This is a genomic window from Micromonospora sp. MH99 (assembly GCF_021442385.1).
GTDB lineage: Bacteria > Actinomycetota > Actinomycetes > Mycobacteriales > Micromonosporaceae > Micromonospora.
Map to the genome: position 1 here is coordinate 62,114 of NZ_MUZA01000021.1, position 24,344 is coordinate 86,457.

Below are 24,344 nucleotides of genomic sequence, written 5' to 3' on the forward strand. Positions count from 1 at the left end.
CACGGACCGTCTGCTCATGTCTTAACCAGTTGCGTCCAGGCCCGTTCACCGACGTGGCCCTCTACGCAGAACGAGATGCTGGACCGGTCTGGGTCGCCGCACTGCACCAGCCACTGTCCGTTCACCGCGAGGATCCGCTGTGCCCGGGTCGGCGGCGCGGCCCGTACCACCTCGGTGAACCAGGTAGATGCCTTGCGCCGGACGGTCCGCCAACCGTCCGAGCCGCCGACCACCCGGAACATTCGCCCAACAGCATCGTCCAGCCCGCTCAGCTCGACGACCAGTTCATCGGCAGGCATCTCAGGCTCGGTGCGCAGATACCGCACGCCCGGCTCGACCGCGAGCCGGTCCTGAAACGCGGACTGCTGCGGACCGACCAAAATAAGCACTTCGCCGGTGCAGGCACAGGACGGGTCGTCGGGACAAGCTACGGGCGCCCTGGCGACCGCCGGGATGCGGGCTAAGTCGCCGGCCCACTGCTCGGCTAGGTGCTTCCAGCGGTGTGCCGGAAGTGCCGGGTCGGAGCCCGGCAATTCCTCCCACCACCCGGCACAAATCCGCGAGAGCTGCGCGGCCGCCGCTGGGTCGGTGATCCGTAGCACGGGTCGCAATTCGCCATCTTGTGCGGGCAAGCCGAACAGCCCGGCACCGACGGCGACCACCGGGCCATCATCGGTACTCGTAATGATCATGTCAGCGACCGCAGTTGCCGGCTGCCTATTGAACTGCACTTTACCCGGCAACGAGTCGTCAGCGCGGATGGCGCTGATCGTGCGCGCGATGGCGGTGGCCGGCTGATCGTCGGCGCAGGACCAGAGCACGTCGCAGTGCACACCACGGCTTCGTAGCGCGAGCGCCGCGTCCTTCAACTCGACTGCGGCCGCCGGGTCCAGGTGGCCGGCGACCAGCAAGACACTGCCGCGCGCCCGTTGTAGCAACTCGGCCGTGACCGCGCGCCCCTGTGCTCCGTTCCACGTGAGGTCGGCGCAGCTCACGGCGGCCTTTGCGTACGGCTCGGCCCATTGCTGCACGACAGACTCGGTTTCGTCGTCGGGTTCGGCGGCCCGATCCGGAGTGCTCTGCATCAGCCGGCCGAGTGCGTCCTGGAATTCCTGATCCGCCTCAAACTGCGGGACCCGTTCGCGGACCTCCTGCAGGATCGTGCTGGTGAGGTGATGCCACTGGTACGGGAGGCCAAACACCTTGCCGGCATCAAGATCCACTCGGATCGGCAGGTAGTGCAGGTCCTGGCTGACCCGGGTGGCCGAGTCGATCCAGCGAACCCACTCATGCTGTTCGCCAGAACGCGGCAGCAGGCGCTCGGCCTCACCGCCGTTGACCTTCGTCCGGATCAACCGCGACTGCAGGGCCTGCCGACGTGGCACGCCTCGTGGCAGGCGTCGCAAACTGTTCGTGGTCACCAGATTCAGGTCCGAGGCCCGCGCCATCTGGCCGGTCAGCCGTTCGCGAACGATACGGGCGTGTGCGGTCCGGACCCGCAGCGGGCGTCGGCCCGTAGAGACCGTAGACCGACCTTCGGCGGTCACCAAATAGTAGATCTGGGTGTCTTTCTGGGCCATCGCGACCCAGCCTTCCTGGATCAACGTGACCAGACCCTCGGTGAGCAGCCGGAGGTGGACCTGGAAGATCTTCTCGAGCTCCCGGGATGTGCGGCCTCCGGTGTCGCTCGCCTCATAGATTGCCTTCAGCAGTAGTTCCTCAAACCTGCTGTACGGACGGCCGTGCGCCAATTCGTAGGTGACCACATACATCTGCAGCGGAACCAAGGTGCGGATCATCGTCATCCGAGGCTGCTTCCCACTCGGGTCAACTGTGGTCGCAGCAGGGTGTTACCTGGTGCGAAATCGGTCAGATCCGCCGGCATCCGCAGCGCCTTACCCTCGGCGAACCAAGTCTCTAAGCGGTCGGTCATCAACGCCAGGTGTTGGAGCTTCGACCACTGGTCGGGATTACGGGACACATGACCGACCTGGGCACGGAAGAACTCCCATGAACCGACCAGGATCAGCAGCCGCTCCGCCCGGGATATCAGAACGTTCATCCGCTGTGGCTCGACCAGGAAGCCCAGGCCCTCACCGTTCTGCTTCTGGTTGTTGCGAACCAGGCTGATCGCGATCACCGCGGCTTGATTGCCTTGAAAGGAGTCCACAGTGAAGAACCCGTCTGGCATCCGATCCTCGCGGACGGACTGCGACTCCTGCGGGTTCTGCGCCAGCTTCAAGCCGCCCTCTAGGAGCGTAGCGCGAAACTCCGGCGTGTCCAGCTGCCGACGCAGGTAAGCTACCTGTTGAGCGTACGGGGACAACACTGCCAGCTCCAGCGGGTCCGGGTTGTCGAAGCGCAGCGTACGGAGGAACCTGTCCAGGGCATGCGCCTCTGCCGGGCTGCGGTACTTCGGAGTGGCCAGCTCCAGCGAGCGCGGATCACCGGTCGGTAGGTCGAGCCAGACAACCGCCCGATCCTTGAGTTTGTTCGGTGTGAGTAGATTATGGAGGATTTTCGCCTTGGGAACCAGGGTCTGCGGGTCCCGGGTGAAGTGTTTCAACTTGCCTTCGTAGTACACCTCCGAGACCAACTCGCCGATGGTCGGGTGCATCCGGTGCTGGCCTGTAAGTAGCCCCTGCTCCGGTTCGTGGTGGGCGGTGAGTTTGTGCAACCGCTCAAACAGGCGCAACCACCTCGTGCAGTACTTCTGAAACTCCTGCTTCTGTTCCTCGGTACGGTCGCGCCAACCGTGCACGAAGTCCCGGTCGATATTCTTGTTCGGCGCCTGGAGTTGGTCCAGCGCATGCACGGTCGAGCCAAGCTCGGCGATTGCCTTGTCGTAATCCTCAATTCGGTACGGCGGCAACTGCTTCGGGTCGCCGATCAGCAGCCACCGATGCCCGAGAAACATCGGCAGCGCGAGTTCGAATCCGTGCACTTTGCCGGCCTCCTCGACGATCGCCCAGTCATAGGAGACGTCGGCGCCGAGCGCGGCGAGGTCGCCGTCGTTTGTGGTGCTGTACGTGATGCTGGCGCTGCGCTTGACCAGTTCTCGGAACTCCTTGGTGGTCTCGGCGTTCTGGGTTTGCAGGTCTGTGACCATCTTTTGACATGCCTTGAGCCACTCGGCCTGTACAGGTGATGCGGCCGGGCTGTCGAGCGCCTCGATCCGAGCAATCGCAAGGGCTAGTAATTCGCCGGTCACCTGCTGTTCGGAGCCACGCTCCGGGCTCGGCGCCAGAACATCGTTGCGGCCCTGGGAGGTGCTACGGAGCCGGATCGCCAGCGGGCGGCGCTCCTCGGGCACTCCCTCGAAGGTGTCAGCGACCTTGGCTCTCAGCACGTCCACCGCATGATGGGCCTGGGCGGTGATCAGGACCTGCGCGACCGGGTCCTCTTCAAGGATCTCACGCAGCAGCCAGGCCACCATGTGCGTCTTGCCAGTGCCAGGCGGCCCCTGGACCGTGTAAATCGGCCGAACCCCGAGGATAGTCTGGATTTGGGTCAGTTTGCTCTCATCCACCGTGTCACGGCTCAGCGGTATCGGCAGTCGCGCTGTCCCGCTGTTCATCAAAACCTGCCCCGGGTTGGTCAGGCTGTCCAACAGGTATGAGTGGGTAGCCAGATTCGCGATCGCTTCCTTGCGCCGGCGGGTCTGCAGCACCTGACCACCGAGACCCTTGGTGCGCAGCACGTGCACATCACCAACCTTGGGAATCTTCGGCAGGTCTTGATGGGGGGTCAGCCGCGCGGTTCGGAAGGGGATGTCAACGTCGGACACAGTCCACTCCGGATCACGGTCCCCCCGGCGGGATTGAACCTCCATACTTTCCGAGTGCGGTGAGCCGAGGTGGATTAAGTTGCTGCGGGCCTTGCCGCTGTGCTTTTCTCGAAGCAGGAACTCGGCCATCCCGCCGTCGATGCTGAACATTTGGAACGCGGGGTGCTCTCGGTCGATTTCACGCACTTGCACCTCTATACAGGTGCCGTCCTGTTCGACCACATCAATGATTTCGCATCGAAATAGCTCGGCGTCCCGGATCAGGATGTCCACCTGGTTAGTGATCCGCAGGAAGTCCAGAAACCTTTCGTGTTCTTCGCGCCGCTTGCGGGACTTGTCAATTCGCGGCAACAGGTCTTCCCACCGGGCCGAACCAGCCAGCCGGTACCCCTGCGAACGTTTGTCCCTCGTGCTGAAGAACTCCAGTCGGCCGGGTGGCACGATCACTTGGACTGTCGCGTCCGCCGTGAGATGCTCGGCGCTGCCCTGGCAGAACGCGTTCTGCCAGGTCTTCTTACCATCGATGTCGTTAGTGGACGGGGCGATTTTCAGGTGCACGGAACGTCCCGAAAGCAGATACTGATCACGGTTTCGGGTCGGTGTGAGGGTCGCTCCATCGGTGAAGTCCTGGTACAGAAACTCGTGCAGCCGGCCGCGATGTTCTGGTCGTTGAGGGTCGAAGGCGTCGCCCGGTTCGAACCCCATCATCTCGCGCAACCCGCGGTCCATGCAGTCGTCGACGAGTTGCCGGTTACTCGCGTCGATAATGACGATGTGGTTGCGGGAGGGTCCATCCCCCCGCTCCGGGTCTCGTAGGACCCCGATGATCTCCCGAATGGTGGCGGAGATATCCGACTGGTGACTCAGCCTAATCGTCGGGTCCTCGGCTATCAGACGTCGGAGGAAATCGGCCTCCAACGCGGTCATTCGAGACTTCGGCCGGTCGAGCTGTTTCAGTACGTTGCGATAACGGACTTGCGGTGCCACACCAGGGGCATTGAGGTGTTCGATCGGCAGCATGCACCGAGCGGCGAGCATCCCAAACGCGAACCAGTCCGCATCCGGTCCGAAGGCGCCAACCCCGTCGAACGCCTCCGGGGCGGTCTCCCATCCGACGCTCGCGGCACCCGCCGGGGCCGCCGCCGGACGCCCCAGCCGGATGCTCCACTCGAAGCCGCCGAGCCGGGCCGTGCCGGGACCATCATCTGGGTCCAGGAACACCGACTCGGGTACCACATTGCGGTGCACCACCTGCTGGTCGTGCAGCAAACCGAGACCTTCGGTGAAGCGTTCCAGCATCTGCCACAGACCGACTCGTTCCTCCGGACGGCCGTTGAGCCAGACGTTGTCGCCGCGCGAGGTGCCGAGCAGCGAGGCAAGCGTCTGCAGCCCGGCGGTCTCGAATACCATCACGAAGCAGCGCTGGTCGTAGTCAATGCCAACGTCGCGTAGCTGCAGCAGAGACTCCTCCGAGCCGGGAGTGCTGCGGATCCTGTACAGGGTGCGCAGCTCACCGTCCCACAGGGCGCGCTGCACGTCGTCTGGCCGACTCCGCCGCACCCCGTCGGGCCCGTCCGGAAACGCCCACGCCTTGAGCAGCAGCGGCTTGCCGACCTCCTCTTGGTCGATTGCCCCCCACAGTTCACCGTCTCCCACCTTCGAGATCTCCGACCCGATCAGCTGGTAACGACTGTTGATTAGGAGATAACCCGCTTTTAGGGCCATTTCGCCTCACTCCAAGGGTCGCGCGTAACCAGGATTCGCTCGGGGCTGACCTGAAGGTTCCGGAACCGAACATATCCAACCGTGAAGGTGATGAGCATCAATCGGGTGTCCAGAAAGGACGGCTCAACGTACTGGGGGGGGCGACCGCCTCATGCATAGACAGATGCTGGTCGGCCGATCAGCAGATCAACACCGCCACGATCACCTCCGGCTCACTTCTGGCCGCTGTCAATCGCGGAAGGTCAGCCTCACTGCGGCTGGGCGCATACGTTCCACAAACCCGGCCAGATCGTGCGGTTTGCCGATCACCTCGGGCAGCAGGCTCGCCGCCAACCTGATTCGGCGTGATCGTCTGACCGACCTCCAGCCGAAAATCAGCCTTCGGCTTCGCCGGGCCGATCCACCTCCCGCGTCTGCACTCACCGCACCTGATCTGCCAGTCGACCGCGTTACCTGTTGCGGCATCAGCAGCGGCCGGCCGACGACCGCGAGCAACCCCCCACCGGCTCAGTCTGGTCGTCGTGTCCGGCGGCAACTACGTGGTCCGGGAACCCGGTAGGTGCCTACGATCGGCAGATGACCGATACGGCGAGGACCACCCGCGCCGGCGTCCCCGAGCGTCCGACCCTGGACGGGCTCGAGGAGAGCTGGGCGCGTCGCTGGCAGGAGGAGGGCACGTACGCGTTCGACAGCTCCCGGGAGCGGAAGGACGTGTACTCCATCGACACCCCGCCGCCGACCGTATCGGGCGAGCTGCACATGGGGCACGTCTTCTCGTACACGCACACCGACACCGTCGCCCGCTACCAGCGGATGCGCGGCAAGGCCGTGTTCTACCCGATGGGCTGGGACGACAACGGCCTGCCCACCGAGCGTCGGGTGCAGAACGTGTACGGGGTGCGCTGCGACCCGGCCCTGGCGTACGACCCGGTGTGGCGGCCCCCGGCCACCCCTGTCGACGAAGCCGCGCGCCGCAAGCCCACCCCGATCTCGCGGCGCAACTTCATCGAGCTGTGCGAGCGGCTGACGGTCGCCGACGAGCAGGTCTTCGAGGCCCTCTGGCGGCGGCTCGGGCTCTCGGTGGACTGGTCCCTGACGTACACGACCATCGGTCGGGTGGCCCGCGCCACCAGTCAGCGGGCGTTCGTGCGCAACCTGCGCCGGGGTGAGGCGTACCAGGCGGAGGCGCCGACGCTGTGGGATGTCGGCTACGCCACAGCTGTCGCCCAGGCCGAGTTGGAGGATCGGGAGCGCCCCGGCGCCTACCACCGGCTGCGGTTCACCGGGCCGGGCGGACGCGAGGTGCTCATCGACACCACCCGGCCGGAGCTGTTGCCGGCCTGCGTCGCGCTGGTCTGCCACCCCGACGACGAGCGGTACGCCGACCTGGTGGACGCGACAGTGCGCAGCCCGCTGTTCGGCGTCGAGGTGCCGGTGCGCGCCCACCCGCTCGCCGACCCCGCGAAGGGCACCGGCATCGCCATGGTCTGCACGTTCGGCGACCTCGCCGACGTGACCTGGTGGCGGGATCTCGACCTCGACACGCGGGTGGTCATCGGCCGCGACGGCCGGCTGGTGCCGGAGCCGCCGACCGGGGTGCCCGCGGCGCCGTACGCGGCGCTGGCCGGGCAGAGCGTCAACGGCGCCCGCCGGGAGATCGTCGGGATGCTCGCCGACGCCGGTGACCTGATCGGCGAGCCGCGTCCGATCACCCACCCGGTGAAGTTCTACGAACGCGGCGACCGGCCACTGGAGATCGTCTCGACCCGCCAGTGGTATCTGCGCAACGGCGGGCGGGACGCCGACCTGCGGGCGACGCTGCTGGCCCGGGGCGCGGAGCTGCACTGGGTGCCGGCGCACATGAAGCACCGCTACGACAACTGGGTGGGCGGCCTGACCGGGGACTGGCTGGTCAGCCGGCAGCGCTTCTTCGGGGTGCCGGTGCCGGTGTGGTACCGGCTCGACGACGCTGGCGAGCCGGACTGGTCCCACCCTCTCACGCCCGACGAGTCGGCGCTGCCAGTCGACCCGTCCAGCGATCCGGCGCCCGGCTATGAGGAGTCGCAGCGCGGCCAGCCGGGCGGTTTCCTCGGTGACCCGGACGTGCTGGACACCTGGGCCACCTCGTCGCTGACCCCGCAGATCGTCGGTGGCTGGGAGACCGACCCGGCCCTGTTCGCGCAGGTCTTTCCGATGGACCTGCGCCCGCAGGGTCAGGAGATCATCCGGACCTGGCTGTTCGACAGCGTGGTCCGATCGCACTTCGAGCACGGGGTGCTGCCCTGGCGGGACACCGTGCTGTCGGGCTGGATCCTCGACCCGGACCACAAGAAGATGGCCAAGTCCAAGGGCAACGTGGTCACACCGTTGGCGCTGCTGGAGCAGCACGGCTCGGACGCGGTGCGCTACTGGGCGGCAAGCGGCAAGCCCGGCATGGACCTGGCCTTCGACCCGGCGCAGATCAAGGTCGGCCGGCGGCTGGCCACCAAGCTGCTCAACGCGTCGAAGTTCGCGCTCGGCCTGGGCGCGGGGGACGCGTTGCGGGCGGTGGCGACCGCCCCGCTGGACCGGGCCATGCTCGCCGAACTGGGCACCGTGGTCAGCGCCGCGGGCGCCGCCTTCGACTCGTACGACCACACCGCCGCGTTGCAGGCCACCGAGGCGTTCTTCTGGCGCTTCTGCGACGACTACATCGAGTTGGTCAAGGAGCGGGCGTACGGCACGGGGGCGGCGGCCGACTCGGCGCGGGCCGCGCTGGCCTCGGCGCTGTCGGTGCAGCTCCGACTGTTCGCCCCGGTGCTGCCGTACGTCACCGAGGAGATCTGGTCGTGGTGGCGGTACGGGTCGGTGCACCGGGCGCCCTGGCCCACCACCCACGAGGTGGCCCGGACGATCGAGGGGACGGGAGATCCGGCGCTGCTGCGGCTCGCCGGTGACGCGCTGGGCCAGGTGCGGCGGGCCAAGTCGGAGCGGAAGCTGTCCATGAAGGCGGAGGTGCCGCTGGCCGAGGCGCTGGGCCCGGCGGCGCTGCTGGAGCAGCTCACCCTGGTCGCCGACGACCTACGGGCGGCCGGTCGGATCGGCAAGCTCGACCTGCTCCCGGACCGCACCCCGGAGCTGGTGATCGCCTGCGCCTTCTGACCCGGTATGCGTGCTGGACGGTCATCCCGACCGATGCGATGATCATCCATCAGCATCCAGCACGATGAATACGGGGATCATGCGCATTCGTACACTCGTCGCCGGGCTCACAGCCGGGCTACTCGTCGCCGTCGGACTGGCCGGACCCGCCCAGGCGGCGACGGTCACCGCCACCTACACCGGTTGGACGTGGAACGTCGCCGGATGGACCATCCACCGAGGCGCCACCAACGACGGCCTCATCCCGGCCCTCTCGGACTCCATCCGGAACCGGGCCGCCAACTTCGCCGCCCTCAACGAGCTCTGTTGGGGCCAGTACAAGGCCGTACAGGCGAACCTGCTGGCGTCGGGTTGGCCGCAGGACGCCAGCAATTTCTCCCGGTTCGAGGCGCACAGCGAGACCGCGTGCGGCGGGGAGCCGTTCGGTGTGGCCCTCTTCAGCCGCGCGCCGCTCGGAGCAGCCAACCGCTACGCGTTGGCCGCGGACGGCACCAGCGAGCGTCGCAAGCTGCTCTGTGCGCCGCTCGAGGCACGCCCGCACCTGCGGTTCTGCACCACGCACATCACCCCGTCGAACGCGGTGATCAACGGCAAGAACATCAACGTGACCCAGTTGGACGAGGTGCGCAGCAGGATCGACAGCTTCGCCGCCAGCGGTGACACCGTCCTGATCGCGGGTGACTTCAACGCCCAGCCGCACTACGGACGGCTCGACTCCTGGTACTCGTCCAGCCTGAACACGTCGAACAACGACGCCAACACCGGTGCCTACCGGGAACTCGACGACACCGACACCCGCTGCTTGGGGTACGGCGAAACCACCGTGTACGACGGCAACACCGAAGGTCTCTGCGGCCAGGGCAAGAAGATCGACCTGATCTTCGTACGCGATGATCGGATCGTCGGGGCGTACAGCGGCGACTCGCTTGCCATCTCAGCCACCTGCGGTGGCCCCTGTTCCGATCACCGGATCGTCATCGGCACGGTCACCGTGTCCGTTACCGCCTGACCGGGCTGGCCCGGTGTGCCGCTGGCGCACCGGGCCGGCCGGGGTCCTCACCAGCCGCGCAGGAAGCGCAGGCCGAGCAGGATGGCTGCCACGGCCGGCCCGACCAGCAGGGTGATCGCCTGGAGCCGGTACGGCATCCGATGCCGGGTCAGCTCGCCCGCGTTACCCAGCACGATCGCCCCGGCCAGCATCAGGAACACGCCCCACCAGCCCGTCTCCAGGTGGACGAGACGGATGTGGATCAGTTGCAGGGTCACACCGAGCAGCGCGCCGGTGAGCGCGAGCAGCCCCACCGCGCGGTGCAGGCCACGGGCCAGCGGGTGGGCGGCCCGCCAGCCGTACGTGCCGGCGACCGCCAGGCAGGGCAGCACCACCAGCAGCGGCCAGCCCTTCCCCATCGCCCCGAACATCAGCAACGCGCCCACCACGAACACCAGCGTGCCGACGCAGGCGATGACGTACCCGGCGAAGGCCCGGCCGCCACCCCGAGCCAGCAACGGCCCGCCGCTGGCCGCGATCAGCGCGGCCGGGATCAGGATGAAGACGGCCCACCAGTGGAACCGGCCGCTGCCCTGGGCGGCCGTCGCGACCGTCGCGCACGCCAGGCCGGCGACCGCCAGGCTGGTGAGCCACGGCCGGCTGCTCCGGGAGTACGGCTCAGCCAACGATGTCCACTCCGCTTCGACGCTCACACCAATTAGCCTGGGCTTCGGCACCCCGTCGGGTCCATCCGGCCAGCCCTACCCGTAGCGGGGGGCTGGCCGGAACCGTACCCCGCACCTACCTCAGCTCGTCTCGCCGGCCACGCTGAACGAGCGCAGGCGGTCGATCGCCAGCACGGTGAAGCCGACACTGACCAGAGCGGTCATCACGGAGGCGACCGGCACCGACACGCTGGTCTCCAGCAGCCCGCTGGGGGCGAGCCGGTCGGCGAGGGCGATCACGTACTGCTGGATGGAGAGCACCTTCGTGCCGCTGACGAAGTTGCCCAGCAGCCCCTCCCAGATGAGCACGTAGACGAGGCCGAGCAGCACCGGACGCCGGGTGACGAGGCTGAGCGCGAGGAACAGCGCCGAGTACGCCAGCGCCCCGAGCGCCGCCGCGAACGCCAGGGCCAGTCCGAGGCGTACCGAATCGGCGAGCACGCCCGCGACGTAGAGCGGCACCGCGACGGTGACCGCGGTGACCCCGGCGGCCACCGCGAGCTTCGGCAGCACGATCTGCCAGCGCGGCAGCGGCTTGGTCAGGATGTGCACGACGGTGCCGTCGTCGATCTCGGCGCCCAGCACGCCCGTGCCGATGATCAGCGCCACCACCGGCAGCACCACGGCCAGCCCGAGACCGACAAGCACCGGCGGCCCCCACTCGCCCGGGTCCACGCCCAGCGACCGGCAGAGGATGGCCAGCCCGAGCAGCACCAACGGCAGCGGGAGCAGCAGCAGGAACCGACGCCGGCCGAACAGCCCGCGCGCGGTGATCCAGGTAACTGTCGACATGTCAGGCCTCCACCAGGTAGGAGAAGACGCTCTCCAGGGACTCGTCGGACGGCACCAGCTGGCGCACCCGGATGCCTTGCTTGAGCGCGATCCGGGGCAGCGCCCGGGTGAAGGCGCCGTAGTCACCGGCCCGCACGGTCAGGCCGGTGGGGTCCAACTCGACCCCACTTACCGACGGCTCGGCGATCAGCGCGACGGCCAGCGCCCGGTCGTTGGTCGACCGCACCGCGAAGACATGCGGGCGGTTGGTCATCAACCGACGGATGGTCCGGAAGTCGCCGGAGGCCGCCAACCGCCCGGCCACCATCACCTGCACCGTTCCGGAGACCTGCTCGACCTCCTCCAGGATGTGCGAGCTGAACAGGATCGTCCGGCCGGCGTCACCCAGGGTGTGCAGCAGCTGCATCATGTGCAGCCGCTGGCGCGGGTCCATGCCGTTGAACGGCTCGTCGAGCAGCAGCACCTGCGGGTCGTGCACCAGCGCCGCGGCCACCCGGGCCCGCTGGCGCATGCCCTTGGAGTACGTGCCGATCCGGCGGTCCTGCGCGGACTCCAGCTCCACCAGGTCGATGGCCCGTCGTGCCGCCGCCGCCGGATCGGGCAGCCGGTGCAGCTTCGCGCTGGCGAGCACGAACTCGTACGCGGTGAGGAAGCCCTGCACCGCCTCCCGCTCGCTGACCAGCCCCAGCCGCCGGTAGACGTCGGGGTTGCGCCAGGTCGGCTCGTCGTCGAGGGTCACCGTGCCGCGCGACGGGGCGAGGAACCCGGCCATCATGTGCAGCAGCGTGGTCTTGCCGGCGCCGTTCGGACCGAGCAGGCCGGTCACGCCCGGCCCCAGGGCCATGCTGATGTCGTTGACGGCCACCACGTTGCCGTACCACCGGGACACCCCGGTCAGGCTCAGCGTGCTCATCAGGAGGCGACCTTCCGGTAGCGGGCGAGCAGGAGGGCCGTCGCGCCGGCGACCAACAGCACCGCGGCCAGCGCGTAGACCGGGCCGAACCCGCCGATCATCATCTCGCCCGGATCGCCCTCGACCAGCAGGTCACCCAGCGACCAGATGCCCACCCCCTGCACCAGCGTGGAGGGCGAGGCGAGCCCGGCCAGCTCGTTGGCGGCGCGCGACGGCAGGATGCTCAGCACCCCGACGATCGGGGTGGTCATCAGGAAGACCGCCACCACCCCACCGGCGGCGAAGGCGCGCTTGCCGGTCAGCGAGGCGACCAGCAGACCGACCGAGGCGAAGACCAGCGCCCACAGCCCGGCGTAGAGCAGCCCGGGCAGCAGGTCGAGCAGCTCGTTCCACACCCCGCGCATGCCCTGCTTGGTGGTGAACGCGGCACCCAGGAACATCAGCAGCTGCGGCCCGCCGAGCAGCAGCCAGAGGGCGGTGACCAGCGCCAGCAGCTTGGCCAGCGCGTAGTCGGAGCGCGGCAGCGGCCGGGAGAAGTACAGCGGCAGCACACCGCTGCGCAGGTCCCGGGAGACAAGCTCCGGAGCGACCACCGCGACGAAGAAGATGACAAGCCAGCTCATCGCGTCGGCGAACTGGGCGTACGTGGCGACCGGCTCGCCGATCTGGCTGCGTACCGCGGCCAGGGCCACCGCGACCAGGGAGACGATGCCGACCACCAGCCACGGGAAGATCTTGGCCTTGGCGCTGCGCCCGAACCCGAACGCGGTGCGCAGCCCGTGCAGGTAGAGGGCGCCGAAGACCTGGCGGCGGCCCAGCCTCGGGCCCTGGTAGCGCTGGTAGCCGATGTCGTGGATGACGCCTGTCGGCGCTTGGCGCACGGCGGCTGCGGTCGGCTCAGGCATGGGAGAGCTCCCTCGTCGCGAAGAGTTCGGCCACCCGGTGCCGGCGCTGGTCCAGTCGGTGCAGTGGCAGGTCCAGTTCGGCGACCGCGCCGAGGATCAGGTCGTAGGTGCCGTCGTCGGCGAGCGGCACGAGGAGCAGTCGCCCGTCCCGCGCGACAGGCAGTTTCAGCTCGGCGAGTCGGGCGGCGAGCTCCTCGGTGCCCTCGCTGACCTCGACGGCGAGCACGTCGGTGGCGGAGGTCATCGCGGAGATGTTGTCGGCGCGCAGCAGCCGGCCGCCGTCGATGGCGATCAGCGTGTCGCAGATCCGCTCCACCTCGCCGAGCAGGTGCGAACAGACCAGCACGGAGATGCCGAACTCGGTGCCGATCCGGTGCACCAGGGCCAGCATGGCGTCGCGGCCGGCCGGGTCCAGCCCGTTGGTCGGCTCGTCGAGCAGCAGCAGGTCCGGGTCGTGCACCAGCGCCTGGGCCAGCTTGACCCGCTGCTTCATCCCGGTGGAGTAGCCGCCGACCGGGCGGTAGCGCTCCTCGTAGAGCCCGACGTGGCGCAGCGCCTCCGAGGCGCGCTCGCGGGCCGCGGTACGCGGCAGGCCACTCATCCGGCCGAGGTGGGTCACCAGCTCGGCGGCGGACAGGTCCGGTGGGAGGCAGTCGTGCTCGGGCATGTAGCCGACGCGGGCACGGACCGCCGCCGGTTCGGTGGTCGGGTCGATGTCGAGCACCGAGACCTGACCGCTGGTCGGGGCGATCAGGCCGAGCAGAATCTTGATCAAGGTGGATTTGCCGGCGCCGTTCGCGCCCACCAGGCCGATGATCCCGGGCTCGACGGCGACGGTGAGGTCGGTGAGCGCGGTGACCCGACCTCCGTACGTCTTGGTGAGCGACTGGGTCGCGATCAGTGTCACGACGCCAGCGTAGGGAGTCGATGCCCCCCAACGACACCGGCACGCCCCCGGCCCTCCCCTGATCCTCGCGGCGGCCCACCCCTAAGGTCCGCCGACGGCAACGACGAACCTCCGCGGATCCGCGACGAGCGCAAACTCCGGAACTGGCTGCGGTCGGCGGTGGGTCGCCGAGGTCCGTCGCTGACCCGACCGTCCGGATCGTGGAGTGGCGGCCTCGACCGATCGCCGGTCGGCTGCGAAACTGTGTGCCGGTCAGCGAGTGGGGGGTGTGGATGAGCAACGGCTGGGTGCTGCCCGACGAGGTGCTCCGGGACGCGCCGGCGTACACGCCGCGTCCCGGTGAGCTCGCGGATCTGGAGCTGCTGCTGACCGGCGCGTACGCCCCCCTGACCGGCTTCATGACCCGTGCCGACCTGGTGTCGGTGAGCCGACGCGGCCGGCTGGCCGACGGCACGCCGTGGCAGGTTCCGGTGACCCTGCAGGTGCCGGCCGCGCTGGCGCAGGGCTTCGACCCGCGCGATCCGGCCCGCCGGGCCCTGGTCCTGACCGACGGCGAGGGGGCCCCGGTCGCCGCTCTAAACGTCGCGGACGTCTGGCCGGTACGCGAGGGCGTGGCGGGACTGGGTGGCCAGCTCCGCCGGCTCGGCGAGGCCGGTCACGGCCCGTTCCAGCGGTTGCGGCGCAGCCCCGAGGAGGTCCGCGCGCTGCTGCCCCCGGGCCGGGTGCTCGGGGTCATCGCCGACCGTCCGCTGCACCGACCGCAGCTCGCCCAGATCGCGCACGCCGCCCGCACCCTGGCCGCGCACCTGCTGGTGATGATCCCGGTCGGTGAGGGTGGTGTCGGCGGGCTCGCGCCGGAGGCGCTGGTGCGTACGATCTTCGCCGCCCGGGACCGGATGCCCCCGGCCACCCTGGTGGCCGTGCCGCTGTCGCACCGCCGGGAGGAGATCAGCGACGCTCTGCTGCGTGCGCGCGTCTCCGCCGCCTACGGGGTCACCCACCTGCTCTCGACGGGGGACATGCTCTCCGGCTCGGGGCTGCGGGTGCTGGTGCCGCGCGAGCTGGCGTACGACAACCGGGACGGGCAGTGGCGCTGGCGGGAGGACATCCCGCCGCGTAACCGGCGCCTCGCGCTCACCCAGGACGAGATCGACGACCTGCTCGACCGGGGTTTCCCGCTGCCCGAGTGGCACACGCCTCCGGCGGTGGCGAAGGAGTTGGCCCGCTCCCGGCCGCCGCGCCGGCACCGAGGGCTGGTGGTCTTCCTGACCGGTCTCTCCGGCTCCGGCAAGTCCACAATCGCCCGAGGGCTGGCCGACGCGCTGCGCGAGAGCGGTGACCGGACGGTGACCCTGCTCGACGGTGACGTGGTACGCCGGGAGCTCTCCGCCGGGCTGGGCTTCAGCAAGGCGGACCGGGATCTCAACGTCCGCCGCATCGGCTGGGTGGCGGCCGAGATAGCCCGGCACCACGGTGTGGGCATCTGTTGCCCGATCGCCCCGTACGCGGCGGCCCGGGCGACGGCACGGGAGATGGCCCTGTCCGCCGGGGCGGGCTTCGTGCTGGTGCACGTGGCGACGCCGCTGGAGGTGTGCGAGCAGCGGGACCGCAAGGGCCTGTACGCCCGTGCCCGCGCCGGTCTGCTCACCGGCATGACAGGCATCGACGACCCGTACGAGGAGCCGACGGACGCGGACCTGGTGCTCGACACCACCCACCTGAGCGTCGCGGACGCGGTGCAGGCCGTGCTGCACCACCTGACCGAGAGCGGCTGGGTGGAGTTGAAGATCCAGTCGGCCTGACGCGTCGGTCCACCCCTTTCCTTCCGCCGGTTCCAGGCACGCGCTAGTGTTCATCTTTGTTGGAACACGTTCGACCGCGTGAGAGTACGTGGACCCCTGGGAGGCACGGCGGATGCTCGCTCAGCAGCGGCAGTCGGCGATCCTGGATCGGGTCCGGTCCTCCGGTGGCGTCCGGGTGACCGACCTGGCTACCGAGTTCGGCGTCTCCGACATGACCATCCGCCGCGACCTGGAGGCCCTGCACGAGCGCGGCCTGCTGGCCAAGGTGCACGGCGGCGCCACCGCGGCCGGCCCCAGCTCGACCGACGAGCCGGGCTTCCACGCCAAGTCGGTTCGTCAACTGCCGGAGAAGGCCGCGATCGCGGACCGGGCGGCGCAACTCGTCCGACCCGGCGCCGCGGTCGCCCTCTCCGCCGGCACCACCACCGCCGAACTGGCCCGCCGCCTGGTGGACGTTCCCGGCCTGACCGTGGTGACCAACTCGCTGCCGGTGGCCGAGATCCTGCACGGCGGAGGCCGGCCCGACCAGACGGTGGTGCTCACCGGCGGCGTACGGACACCGTCGGACGCGCTGGTCGGCCCGCTCGCGGTCGGCGCCGTCCGGCGGCTGCACCTGGACCTGCTCTTCCTCGGCGTCCACGGGATCACCGAGCGGGCCGGCTTCACCACCCCGAACCTCATGGAGGCGGAGATCGACCGGGCGCTGGTGGCCGCGGCGGACCGGCTGGTGGTGCTCGCCGACCACACGAAGTGGGGCACCGTGGGCATCTCCTCGATCGTCGAGCTGGCAGCAGCCCACGTGCTGGTCAGCGACGAGGCGTTGCCTCCGCCCGCACGACGGGTACTCGGCGAACAGGTGGGCGAACTGATCATGGTGAAGGCAACAAGGGCGGGCCGCGCGACGCGCACGCCGACGAGTGAGGAGACGGCGACGTGAAGCGCACCGCGATCGACCTGGCCGACGGCCGGGAGCTGATCTACTTCGACGAGAACGACGACGCCGTCCGCGACCAGCCGGACCGCCGGGACCTGCCGCCACCGCCACCCGCGTCGCAACTGCGCTACGACCCGCTGACCGACGAGTGGGTGGCCGTGGCCGTGCACCGGCAGACCCGCATCTTCCTGCCGCCGGCGAACGAGTGCCCCCTCGACCCGTCGGTGGGCGACCGGCTGACCGAGATCCCCGCGCCGGACTACGACGTGGTGGTCTTCGAGAACCGGTTCCCCTCGCTGAGCGGCCGGGTCACCGACGAGCCCGGGGAGATCACCCCCTTCACGCCGGTCCGGCCGGGCGTGGGCCGGTGCGAGGTGGTCTGCTTCACCTCCGACCACAACGCTTCCTTCGCCAGCCTCCCGCCGCGTCGCGTCCGCACCGTTCTGGACGCGCTCGCCGACCGGACCGCGGTGCTCGGCGAGCTGCCCGGGGTGGAGCAGGTGTTCTGCTTCGAGAACCGGGGCGTCGAGATCGGCGTCACCCTGCACCACCCGCACGGGCAGATCTACGCGTACCCCTTCGTGACGCCGCGCACCCGGGCGCTGCTGGCCGCGGCCCGCCGGCACGCCGAGCGGACCGGCGGAGGCAACCTGTACGCGGACGTGCTGGCCGCCGAACGCAAGACCGGTGAGCGGGTGGTCACCGAGAACGACCACTGGACGGCGTTCGTCCCGGCGGCGGCCCGCTGGCCGTTCGAGGTGCATGTCGCGCCGCGGCGCGTGGTGCCGGACATCCCGGCGCTCGACGACAGCGAGCGGGACGCCTTCGGGCCGCTCTACCTGGATCTGCTGCGCCGCTTCGACGGCCTGTTCGACATGCCGATGCCCTACATCGCGGCGTGGCACCAGGCGCCGGTACGGATCGACCGCGAGCTGGGCCACCTGCACCTTCAGCTCTTCAGCATCCGGCGGGCGAAGGACAAGTTGAAGTACCTGGCCGGTTCCGAGTCGGGGATGGGCGTCTTCATCAACGACATCTCGCCCGAGCGCGCCGCCGAGCTGCTCCGCGCCGCCTGAGCCCGGCGGACGGGCAGGACCAGCGACGGGGCTTGACGGGGAACAGGGCGCGGGGGGCCCGGGACAGGGCCCCCCGCAGGGAAGGGACGGCTGGCTGTGCACGTCACAGCCGGGAAGGCTGGCTGATCGGCACGCATCCGCGGTCGACCGCGGTCAACCTTCCTTGGACGCGACTGGCATCTCGTCCACCCTGGTCAACGAGGCGTGCCAGGCCGGGGTGACGCCGCGGGTGTGTCAGCCGGCAGACACGCCGGAGCCCGCCGGCGGGTGCCGACGGGCTCCGGTGCGGTGCGGTCGAATCAGGCGGCGAGCCTGCGGGCCAGGTTCTCGTCGAGCGCGTTCATGAACTCGTCGGTGGTCAGCCACGGGGCGTCGCGCGAGATGAGCAGCGCGAGGTCCTTGGTCATCTGGCCACCCTCGACGGTGTCGATGATGACCTGCTCCAGGGTGTTGGCGAACTCGGTCACCGCCGGCGTGCCGTCCAGCTTGCCCCGGTGGGCCAGGCCCCGGGTCCAGGCGTAGATCGACGCGATCGGGTTGGTCGAGGTCTTCTCGCCCTTCTGGTACTGCCGGTAGTGCCGGGTGACAGTGCCGTGCGCGGCCTCGGCCTCGACGGTACGGCCGTCCGGGGAGAGCAGGACCGAGGTCATCAGACCCAGCGAGCCGAAGCCCTGCGCCACGGTGTCGGACTGCACGTCACCGTCGTAGTTCTTGCAGGCCCAGACGTACCCGCCCTCCCACTTGAGCGCGGCGGCGACCATGTCGTCGATGAGCCGGTGCTCGTAGGTGAGGCCGGCGGCGTCGAACTCCGCCTTGAACTCGGTCTCGAACACCTCGGCGAAGATGTCCTTGAACCGGCCGTCGTACGCCTTGAGGATGGTGTTCTTGGTCGACATGTAGACCGGGTAGTTGCGGTCCAGGCCGTACCGGAACGAGGCCCGGGCGAAGTCCCGGATCGACTCGTCGTAGTTGTACATGCCCATGGCGATGCCGCCGCCGGTGAAGTTGGCGACCTCCATCTCCATCGGCGTGCCGCCGTCGGCCGGGGTGTAGGTGATGGTCACCGTGCCCGGGCCGGGGACGACGAAGTCGGTGGCCTTGTACTGGTCACCGTGGGCGTGCCGGCCGATGATGATCGGCTTGGTCCAGCCGGGGACCAGCCGCGGCACGTTGGACATGATGATCGGCTCGCGGAAGACGACGCCGCCGAGGATGTTGCGGATGGTGCCGTTGGGCGACCGCCACATCTTCTTCAGGCCGAACTCCTCGACCCGGGCCTCGTCCGGGGTGATGGTCGCGCACTTGACGCCGACGCCGTGCTCCTTGATGGCGTTGGCGGCGTCAATGGTGACCTGGTCGTCGGTCTCGTCGCGGTACTGGATCGACAGGTCGTAGTAGTGCAGGTCGACGTCGAGGTAGGGCAGGATCAGCTGCTCCCGGATCTGCTTCCAGATGATCCGGGTCATCTCGTCGCCGTCGAGCTCCACGACCGGGTTGTTTACCTTGATCTTCGCCATCGGCCGGCGCTCCTCTCGGGGGACACGTGCTCAAGCAGTACGAGCGTACTGCAATTGGGCCGGCAGCCCTCAGCCGGCCTCGCCGGCAGGTGAAAACCGGGCTGCATGGCACAGCAGTTCCCTGACACCATCGCTCGATGCCACTGAGCCGCACCCTCGGGTCTATCACGGTTACCGCGATCACCGACGGCGAGGGCGCCTTCTTCCAGCCCCGCGAAGAGGCGTTTCCGCACGCCACGGCGGCCCAGTGGGAGGAGGCCGACCGCCGCGACCCCGCCTCGGTCACCGCCGACGGGCGGTGGTGGCTACCGTTTCGCAGCTTCGCGATCCGCTCCGGCGACGGCCCGGTCACCCTCGTCGACGCCGGGATCGGCCCGACCGACGCACCCGCCGCGAGCTGGGCGCCGGTGCCCGGCCGGCTGCCCGCCGAACTGGCCGCCGCCGGCATCGACCCGGCCGACGTCGACACGGTCGTCCTGACCCACCTGCACAGCGACCACATCGGCTGGGCGGTCACCGGCACACCAGGCCGCCCGTACTTCCCGAACGCCAACTACCTGCTCCAGCGCACCGAACTGGAGGCGGCGGAGACGATCAACCCGGGGCTGCCGGCCGGGCTGCTCGCGCCGTTGCGCGCCGCCGGCCAGCTCCGGGTGGTCGACGGCGAGACAACCCTGACCCCTGCGGTACGACTGCTGCCCACTCCCGGGCACACCCCCGGCCACCAGTCGGTGCTCCTGACGGCCGCCGACGAACGGATGCTGCTCACCGGCGACCTCCTGGTGCACCTGGTGCAGCTGATCGACCCCACCCTGGCGTACGCCCACGAGGTGGACCCCGACCAGGCGCGCACCTCCCGCCTGGCGGTCCTGCACACCCACTCCCCCACCGTCCTGGCCACCCCCCACCTCTCCACCCCGTTCACCCCCACCCCCACCCCCACCCCCGCCCCGCCCCCGCCCCGCCGGGCCGGTGAGCCGTGTTGATCAAGAGGTTTGGGTCAGGGATCGCGGTCGTGGTGACGCAAAGCTCTTGATCACCGGGGGCGGGTGTGGGTGGGGTGGGGATAGGCGAGGGGGCGCGTCGGCGAAGCCGACGCGCCCCCTCGGAGTGCTCTGGTGTTTCACATGCTGGAGATGTCGCCCTGCTTGGCGCGGACGGCCTCGGCGGCGGCCAGGAGGCTGGCCCGCTCGTCGGCGTCCAGGTCGGTCTCGACGACCCGACGGACACCCTCGGCGCCGATCTCGGCCTCGACACCCAGGTAGACGCCGGAGATGCCGTACTCGCCGTCGACCCAGGCGCAGACCGGCATGACGTCGCCGGAGTCCTCGGCCACGGCCTTGGCCATCCGAGCGGCGGCAGCGGACGGGGCGTAGTACGCCGAACCGGTCTTGAGCAGCGCGACCACCTCGGCGCCACCGTTGCGGGTCTTGACGACCAGCTCCTCGATCTGCTCGGCCGGCATCGCCTCACGCAGCGGCTTGCCGTTGACGGTGCTCTTGGACGGCACCGGGACCATGGTGTCGCCGTGCGAGCCCAGGGTCAGCGTCTTCACCGACGCCACCGGCACGTTGAGCGCCTCGGCGACGAAGTTGCTGAACCGGGCGGTGTCGAGCATGCCGGCCTGGCCGAGCACCCGGTTCTTGGGGAACTGGGTGGCGATCTGCGCCAGGGCGGTCATCTCGTCCAGCGGGTTGGAGACGACGATGACGACGGCGCTGGGGGCGTACTTGGCCACGTTCTCGGCGACCTGCCGCACGATCTTGGCGTTGGTCTCCAGCAGGTCCATCCGGCTCATGCCCGGCTTGCGGGGCAGGCCAGCGGTGATGACGACGACGTCGGAGCCCTCGATGGCCTCGTAGCCCTCGCCGTTCGGGCCGGTGGTCACGCCGACGACCTTGGTCTCGAAGCCCTCGATGGCCCGCGACTGGTTGAGGTCGAGCGCGAGGCCCGCGGGCTTGCCCTCCACGATGTCGGTGATCACAACGGTGTCGAAGACGTCGTACTCGGCCAGGCGCTGTGCGGTGGTGGAGCCGTAGAAGCCAGCCCCGACGACAGTGACCTTCTTACCCATGGTCGTCCCACTCCCTGATACCAGTCGGTTTTCCGGACCGTATCAGCCATCCTGGCACCGATCCGGCCAGGGGCGGACAGTTATGACCGGACAGACGCGAACGGCACTCGTGGGACACCGTCGACGCGTCAGCCGCGCTCGGCGCGCTCCACGACGTTGGTCAGCAGCATGGCGCGGGTCATCGGACCGACGCCGCCGGGCATCGGAACGAGCGCGCCGGCCGTCTCGGCCACCTCCGGGTCGACGTCGCCGGTGTAGCGGCCCTTGCCGTCCGGGCCGATCACCCGGGTGATGCCGACGTCCACGACCACCGCGCCCGGGTTGATCATGTCGGCGGTCAGCAGCCCCGGTACGCCGGCCGCGACGATGACGATGTCGGCGGCCCGGGTGTGCGAGGCGAGGTCGAGGGTGCCGGTGTGGCACAGGGTGACTGTGGCGTTCTCGCTGCGACGGGTGAGCAGCAGCCCGAGCGGACGGCCGACGGTGTTGCCCCGGCCGACGACCGCCACGGTGGCGCCGCGCAGCGCGACGTCGTGGCGGCGGAGCAGCTCGACGATGCCGCGCGGGGTGCAGGGCAGCGGGCCGTCGTAGCCGAGGACGAGACGACCCAGGTTGACCGGGTGCAGGCCGTCGGCGTCCTTGTCGGGGTCGATCAGCTCCAGCACGCGCTGGGTGTCCAGGTGGGCGGGCAGCGGCAGCTGGACGATGTAGCCGTGGCACGCCGGGTCGGCGTTCAGCTCGGCCAGGACGTCGTCGACCTGCTGCTGGGTGGCGTCGGCCGGCAGCTCCCGGCGGATCGAGGCGATACCCACCTCGGCGCAGTCACGGTGCTTGCCGTTGACGTACGCCTGGCTGCCCGGGTCGGCCCCGACCAGGACCGTGCCGAGCCCGGGGGTGATGCCGCGCTCCGCGAGAGCCTTCACCCGGATCCGCAGCTCGTCCTTGATCTCCGCTGCGGTCGCCTTGCCGTCCAGAAGCGTCGCCGTCACCACCAGATCGTCTCATGTCCGGCACCTGCCGTTCCGGAGACCTCACCGTGGCCGGCCACCGAGGCCCCCGCCACTCCGCCACCGGTAACGATGAGTTACGTGTCACTCATCACTGTGAGTGACGCTTTGTGCAACCCGTCACCGCAAAAATGGCCGGAACCCGGGAAGCGGGCCGGGACCGGACAAGCCGCCGAAGGCGGTCGAGTCCATCACAGGAGGCGACAGAACCGTCCGTCCTCATGAACGAATGCGCAGCTCAGCAACGTGAGTCCGGTTTGGGGTAGCACGCATGGCCGCACCCCGCAAGGAATGCGTCCTCGGACCGTTACGCGCCCGCAACCTTGCCGTTGTCGACGGCCGGTACCCGACCTACCGTTACCGCTTGTTGCGCAGCGTAAACCCAGCGTCGGGCCTGACTGCGCAGCGTGAGGAGATGAGGAGGCTCTATGCGAGTTCGTAGACTCGCCGCCTGGACCGCCCTCCCGCTCGCGGTGACGCTGGGCCTCGCGGCCTGCGGCAGCGGCGGAGACGGTGGATCCGGTGGCAGCAGCACCTCGGCCGTCAGCATCCAGATCGGCGAGCCGAAGCACCTGGTTCCCACCAACACCACCGAGACGTCCGGCGCGCAGGTCCTCACCGGCCTGTTCAGCCCGCTCGTCGACTACGACGCCCAGAACAAGCCGTACGAGGTCGCCGCGCAGTCGGTGACGTCGTCCGACAACAAGGTCTGGACGATCAAGCTCAAGGACGGCTACACCTTCCACAACGGTGAGAAGGTCACGTCCGAGGACTACATCAACGCGTGGAACTACGGCGCGTACGCCCCCAACGGTCAGGACAGCAACTTCTTCTTCGAGAAGATCGCTGGTTACGCGGACCTGCAGGGCAAGGAGCCGAAGGCCAAGGAGATGTCCGGGCTGAAGAAGGTCGACGACCTGACCTTCACCGTGACGCTCTCCGAGCCGTACATCGACTTCCGCACGATGCTCGGTTACACCGCGTTCTACCCGATGCCGGACGCCGCGTTCTCGGCGCCGGGCGTGGTCAAGGACTCCTACGAGCAGGCTCCGATCGGGCAGGGCCCCTTCAAGATGAAGGGCACCTGGCAGCACGACAGCAAGATCGACGTCGAGCGCTACGACGCGTACCCGGGCGAGAAGCCCAAGGTGCAGAACATCGAGTTCCGGATCTACCAGCAGCTGACCGCGGCCTACGCGGACGTCCAGGCGGACAACCTGGACGTGCTGCCGACGATCCCGACCGAGAGCCTGAGCACCGCGCCGTCCGACCTGGGCGACCGGTACCAGACCAGCCCGATGTCGTCGTTCCAGTTCCTGGCGTTCCCGACGTTCGACAAGGACTACAGCAAGCCGGACGTGCGTAAGGCCATCTCGATGGCGATCGACCGTGACGAGATCACCAAGTCGGTCTTCAAGGGCTCGCAGCAGTCGGCACGCTCCTTCGTCTCGCCGGTCCTGCCGGGCTACCGGGAGAACACCGCGGGCGCGGCGGGCGAGTTCAACCCGACCGAGGCCAAGAAGCTCTACCAGGCCGCCGGCGGCCCGTCGAAGATCGTCATCTCCTACAACGGCGACGGCGGTCACAAGGACTGGGTCGACGCCACGGTCAACCAGCTCAAGGCCAACCTGGGTGTCGACGCCGTCGGCGTGGCCGAGCCGAAGTTCGCCGACCTGCTGACCAAGGTCGAGAAGAAGGAGCCGGTGGGCGCCTTCCGGATGGGTTGGGTCATGGACTACCCGACCATGGAGGACTACCTCGGCCCGCTGTACAGCACGAACGGCTCGTCGAACTACTACGGCTACAGCAACCCGGAGTTCGACAAGCTCGTCAAGGAGGGCTCCGCCGCCAAGACGCAGGACGAGGCGATTGCCAAGTACCAGCAGGCGGAGGACATCCTGGCCAAGGACATGCCGGTGATCCCGCTCCGCTTCGGCGAGAACGTGTTCGGCCACTCGTCCAAGGTCAAGAACGTCGAGATGGACCTGTTCCAGCGGGTCAACCTCGTCAAGATCGAAGCGGCCAGCTGAGCTGACCAACGGTTGCGGGGC

The 24,344-nt window shown here is 69.1% G+C and carries 17 protein-coding genes; 7 read left to right on the forward strand and 10 right to left on the reverse strand.

What is annotated here, in order from left to right; all coding sequences use genetic code 11:
• Nucleotides 1-14 precede the first annotated feature (14 nt).
• Nucleotides 15-1,805, reverse strand: coding sequence for a hypothetical protein (locus B0E54_RS14030; protein WP_234583875.1), 1,791 nt, complete (start codon nt 1,803-1,805; stop codon nt 15-17).
• On the reverse strand, nt 1,802-5,512 hold the full coding sequence (locus tag B0E54_RS14035) for an AAA domain-containing protein (RefSeq protein WP_234583876.1): 3,711 nt from the start codon (nt 5,510-5,512) through the stop codon (nt 1,802-1,804). Before B0E54_RS14035 ends, B0E54_RS14030 begins: the two co-directional genes overlap by 4 nt.
• Nucleotides 5,513-6,088: 576 nt before the next feature.
• Between B0E54_RS14035 and valS the strand changes: the two genes are divergently transcribed.
• Both valS and B0E54_RS14045 read left to right on the forward strand, forming a co-directional pair.
• The gene (gene valS, locus B0E54_RS14040; RefSeq protein WP_234583877.1) at nt 6,089-8,653 is read left to right on the forward strand and encodes a valine--tRNA ligase; all 2,565 of its coding nucleotides are present in this window, start codon (nt 6,089-6,091) and stop codon (nt 8,651-8,653) included.
• Nucleotides 8,654-8,732: 79 nt separating this feature from the next.
• Nucleotides 8,733-9,662 (forward strand): endonuclease/exonuclease/phosphatase family protein, encoded by a 930-nt coding sequence (locus B0E54_RS14045; protein ID WP_234583878.1) that lies wholly within the window; start codon nt 8,733-8,735, stop codon nt 9,660-9,662.
• Nucleotides 9,663-9,709: 47 nt separating this feature from the next.
• Here the strand turns inward: B0E54_RS14045 and B0E54_RS14050 are convergent, their stop codons facing one another.
• The 5 genes from B0E54_RS14050 to B0E54_RS14070 all read right to left on the reverse strand — a co-directional run bounded on the left by B0E54_RS14050 (nt 9,710) and on the right by B0E54_RS14070 (nt 13,883).
• On the reverse strand, nt 9,710-10,354 hold the full coding sequence (locus tag B0E54_RS14050; protein WP_234583879.1) for a hypothetical protein: 645 nt from the start codon (nt 10,352-10,354) through the stop codon (nt 9,710-9,712).
• A gap of 93 nt (nt 10,355-10,447) precedes the next feature.
• The gene (locus tag B0E54_RS14055) at nt 10,448-11,158 is read right to left on the reverse strand and encodes an ABC transporter permease subunit (RefSeq protein ID WP_234583880.1); all 711 of its coding nucleotides are present in this window, start codon (nt 11,156-11,158) and stop codon (nt 10,448-10,450) included.
• 1 nt (nt 11,159) lies between these two features.
• Nucleotides 11,160-12,071, reverse strand: a complete 912-nt coding sequence (locus B0E54_RS14060) for an ABC transporter ATP-binding protein (RefSeq protein WP_234583881.1) — start codon at nt 12,069-12,071, stop codon at nt 11,160-11,162.
• Entirely contained in the window at nt 12,071-12,976 is a 906-nt protein-coding gene (locus tag B0E54_RS14065) for an ABC transporter permease (RefSeq protein WP_234583883.1), read from the reverse strand. Before B0E54_RS14065 ends, B0E54_RS14060 begins: the two co-directional genes overlap by 1 nt.
• Nucleotides 12,969-13,883, reverse strand: coding sequence for an ABC transporter ATP-binding protein (locus B0E54_RS14070; protein WP_234583884.1), 915 nt, complete (start codon nt 13,881-13,883; stop codon nt 12,969-12,971). Before B0E54_RS14070 ends, B0E54_RS14065 begins: the two co-directional genes overlap by 8 nt.
• Before the next feature lie 272 nt (nt 13,884-14,155).
• On the opposite strand from B0E54_RS14070, the gene cysC reads away from it, so the two are divergent.
• The 3 genes from cysC (at nt 14,156) to galT (ending at nt 17,695) form a co-directional block, all read left to right on the forward strand.
• Nucleotides 14,156-15,685, forward strand: a complete 1,530-nt coding sequence (cysC, locus tag B0E54_RS14075; protein ID WP_234583885.1) for an adenylyl-sulfate kinase — start codon at nt 14,156-14,158, stop codon at nt 15,683-15,685.
• A 112-nt stretch (nt 15,686-15,797) separates the two neighbouring features.
• Nucleotides 15,798-16,622, forward strand: coding sequence for a DeoR/GlpR family DNA-binding transcription regulator (locus B0E54_RS14080; RefSeq protein ID WP_234583887.1), 825 nt, complete (start codon nt 15,798-15,800; stop codon nt 16,620-16,622).
• Nucleotides 16,619-17,695 carry a galactose-1-phosphate uridylyltransferase gene (gene galT, locus B0E54_RS14085; RefSeq protein ID WP_234583888.1) on the forward strand — a complete coding sequence of 359 codons (1,077 nt, stop codon included), beginning with the start codon at nt 16,619-16,621 and terminating at the stop codon, nt 17,693-17,695. Before B0E54_RS14080 ends, galT begins: the two co-directional genes overlap by 4 nt.
• 299 nt (nt 17,696-17,994) lie before the next feature.
• Here galT and B0E54_RS14090 read toward each other — a convergent pair whose 3' ends face one another.
• Nucleotides 17,995-19,212 carry an NADP-dependent isocitrate dehydrogenase gene (locus tag B0E54_RS14090; protein ID WP_234583889.1) on the reverse strand — a complete coding sequence of 406 codons (1,218 nt, stop codon included), beginning with the start codon at nt 19,210-19,212 and terminating at the stop codon, nt 17,995-17,997.
• A 137-nt stretch (nt 19,213-19,349) separates the two neighbouring features.
• Between B0E54_RS14090 and B0E54_RS14095 the strand changes: the two genes are divergently transcribed.
• Entirely contained in the window at nt 19,350-20,198 is an 849-nt protein-coding gene (locus tag B0E54_RS14095; RefSeq protein WP_234583891.1) for an MBL fold metallo-hydrolase, read from the forward strand.
• Nucleotides 20,199-20,335: 137 nt separating this feature from the next.
• Here the strand turns inward: B0E54_RS14095 and B0E54_RS14100 are convergent, their stop codons facing one another.
• Both B0E54_RS14100 and B0E54_RS14105 read right to left on the reverse strand, forming a co-directional pair.
• On the reverse strand, nt 20,336-21,286 hold the full coding sequence (locus B0E54_RS14100) for a malate dehydrogenase (protein ID WP_234583893.1): 951 nt from the start codon (nt 21,284-21,286) through the stop codon (nt 20,336-20,338).
• Between the two features lie 128 nt (nt 21,287-21,414).
• On the reverse strand, nt 21,415-22,275 hold the full coding sequence (locus B0E54_RS14105; protein ID WP_234583894.1) for a bifunctional methylenetetrahydrofolate dehydrogenase/methenyltetrahydrofolate cyclohydrolase: 861 nt from the start codon (nt 22,273-22,275) through the stop codon (nt 21,415-21,417).
• Nucleotides 22,276-22,721: 446 nt separating this feature from the next.
• Between B0E54_RS14105 and B0E54_RS14110 the strand changes: the two genes are divergently transcribed.
• On the forward strand, nt 22,722-24,323 hold the full coding sequence (locus B0E54_RS14110; RefSeq protein ID WP_234583895.1) for an ABC transporter substrate-binding protein: 1,602 nt from the start codon (nt 22,722-22,724) through the stop codon (nt 24,321-24,323).
• Nucleotides 24,324-24,344: the final 21 nt, after the last annotated feature.

Bases quoted from the DNA above. Each gene is read 5' to 3' on its own strand.
- B0E54_RS14030 (WP_234583875.1), bottom strand. From the start codon at position 1,805: ATGACGATGATCCGCACCTTGGTTCCGCTGCAGATGTATGTGGTCACC.
- B0E54_RS14035 (WP_234583876.1), bottom strand. From the start codon at position 5,512: ATGGCCCTAAAAGCGGGTTATCTCCTAATCAACAGTCGTTACCAGCTG.
- valS (WP_234583877.1), top strand. From the start codon at position 6,089: ATGACCGATACGGCGAGGACCACCCGCGCCGGCGTCCCCGAGCGTCCG.
- B0E54_RS14045 (WP_234583878.1), top strand. From the start codon at position 8,733: ATGCGCATTCGTACACTCGTCGCCGGGCTCACAGCCGGGCTACTCGTC.
- B0E54_RS14055 (WP_234583880.1), bottom strand. From the start codon at position 11,158: ATGTCGACAGTTACCTGGATCACCGCGCGCGGGCTGTTCGGCCGGCGT.
- B0E54_RS14060 (WP_234583881.1), bottom strand. From the start codon at position 12,071: ATGAGCACGCTGAGCCTGACCGGGGTGTCCCGGTGGTACGGCAACGTG.
- B0E54_RS14065 (WP_234583883.1), bottom strand. From the start codon at position 12,976: ATGCCTGAGCCGACCGCAGCCGCCGTGCGCCAAGCGCCGACAGGCGTC.
- cysC (WP_234583885.1), top strand. From the start codon at position 14,156: ATGAGCAACGGCTGGGTGCTGCCCGACGAGGTGCTCCGGGACGCGCCG.
- B0E54_RS14080 (WP_234583887.1), top strand. From the start codon at position 15,798: ATGCTCGCTCAGCAGCGGCAGTCGGCGATCCTGGATCGGGTCCGGTCC.
- B0E54_RS14090 (WP_234583889.1), bottom strand. From the start codon at position 19,212: ATGGCGAAGATCAAGGTAAACAACCCGGTCGTGGAGCTCGACGGCGAC.
- B0E54_RS14095 (WP_234583891.1), top strand. From the start codon at position 19,350: ATGCCACTGAGCCGCACCCTCGGGTCTATCACGGTTACCGCGATCACC.
- B0E54_RS14100 (WP_234583893.1), bottom strand. From the start codon at position 21,286: ATGGGTAAGAAGGTCACTGTCGTCGGGGCTGGCTTCTACGGCTCCACC.
- B0E54_RS14110 (WP_234583895.1), top strand. From the start codon at position 22,722: ATGCGAGTTCGTAGACTCGCCGCCTGGACCGCCCTCCCGCTCGCGGTG.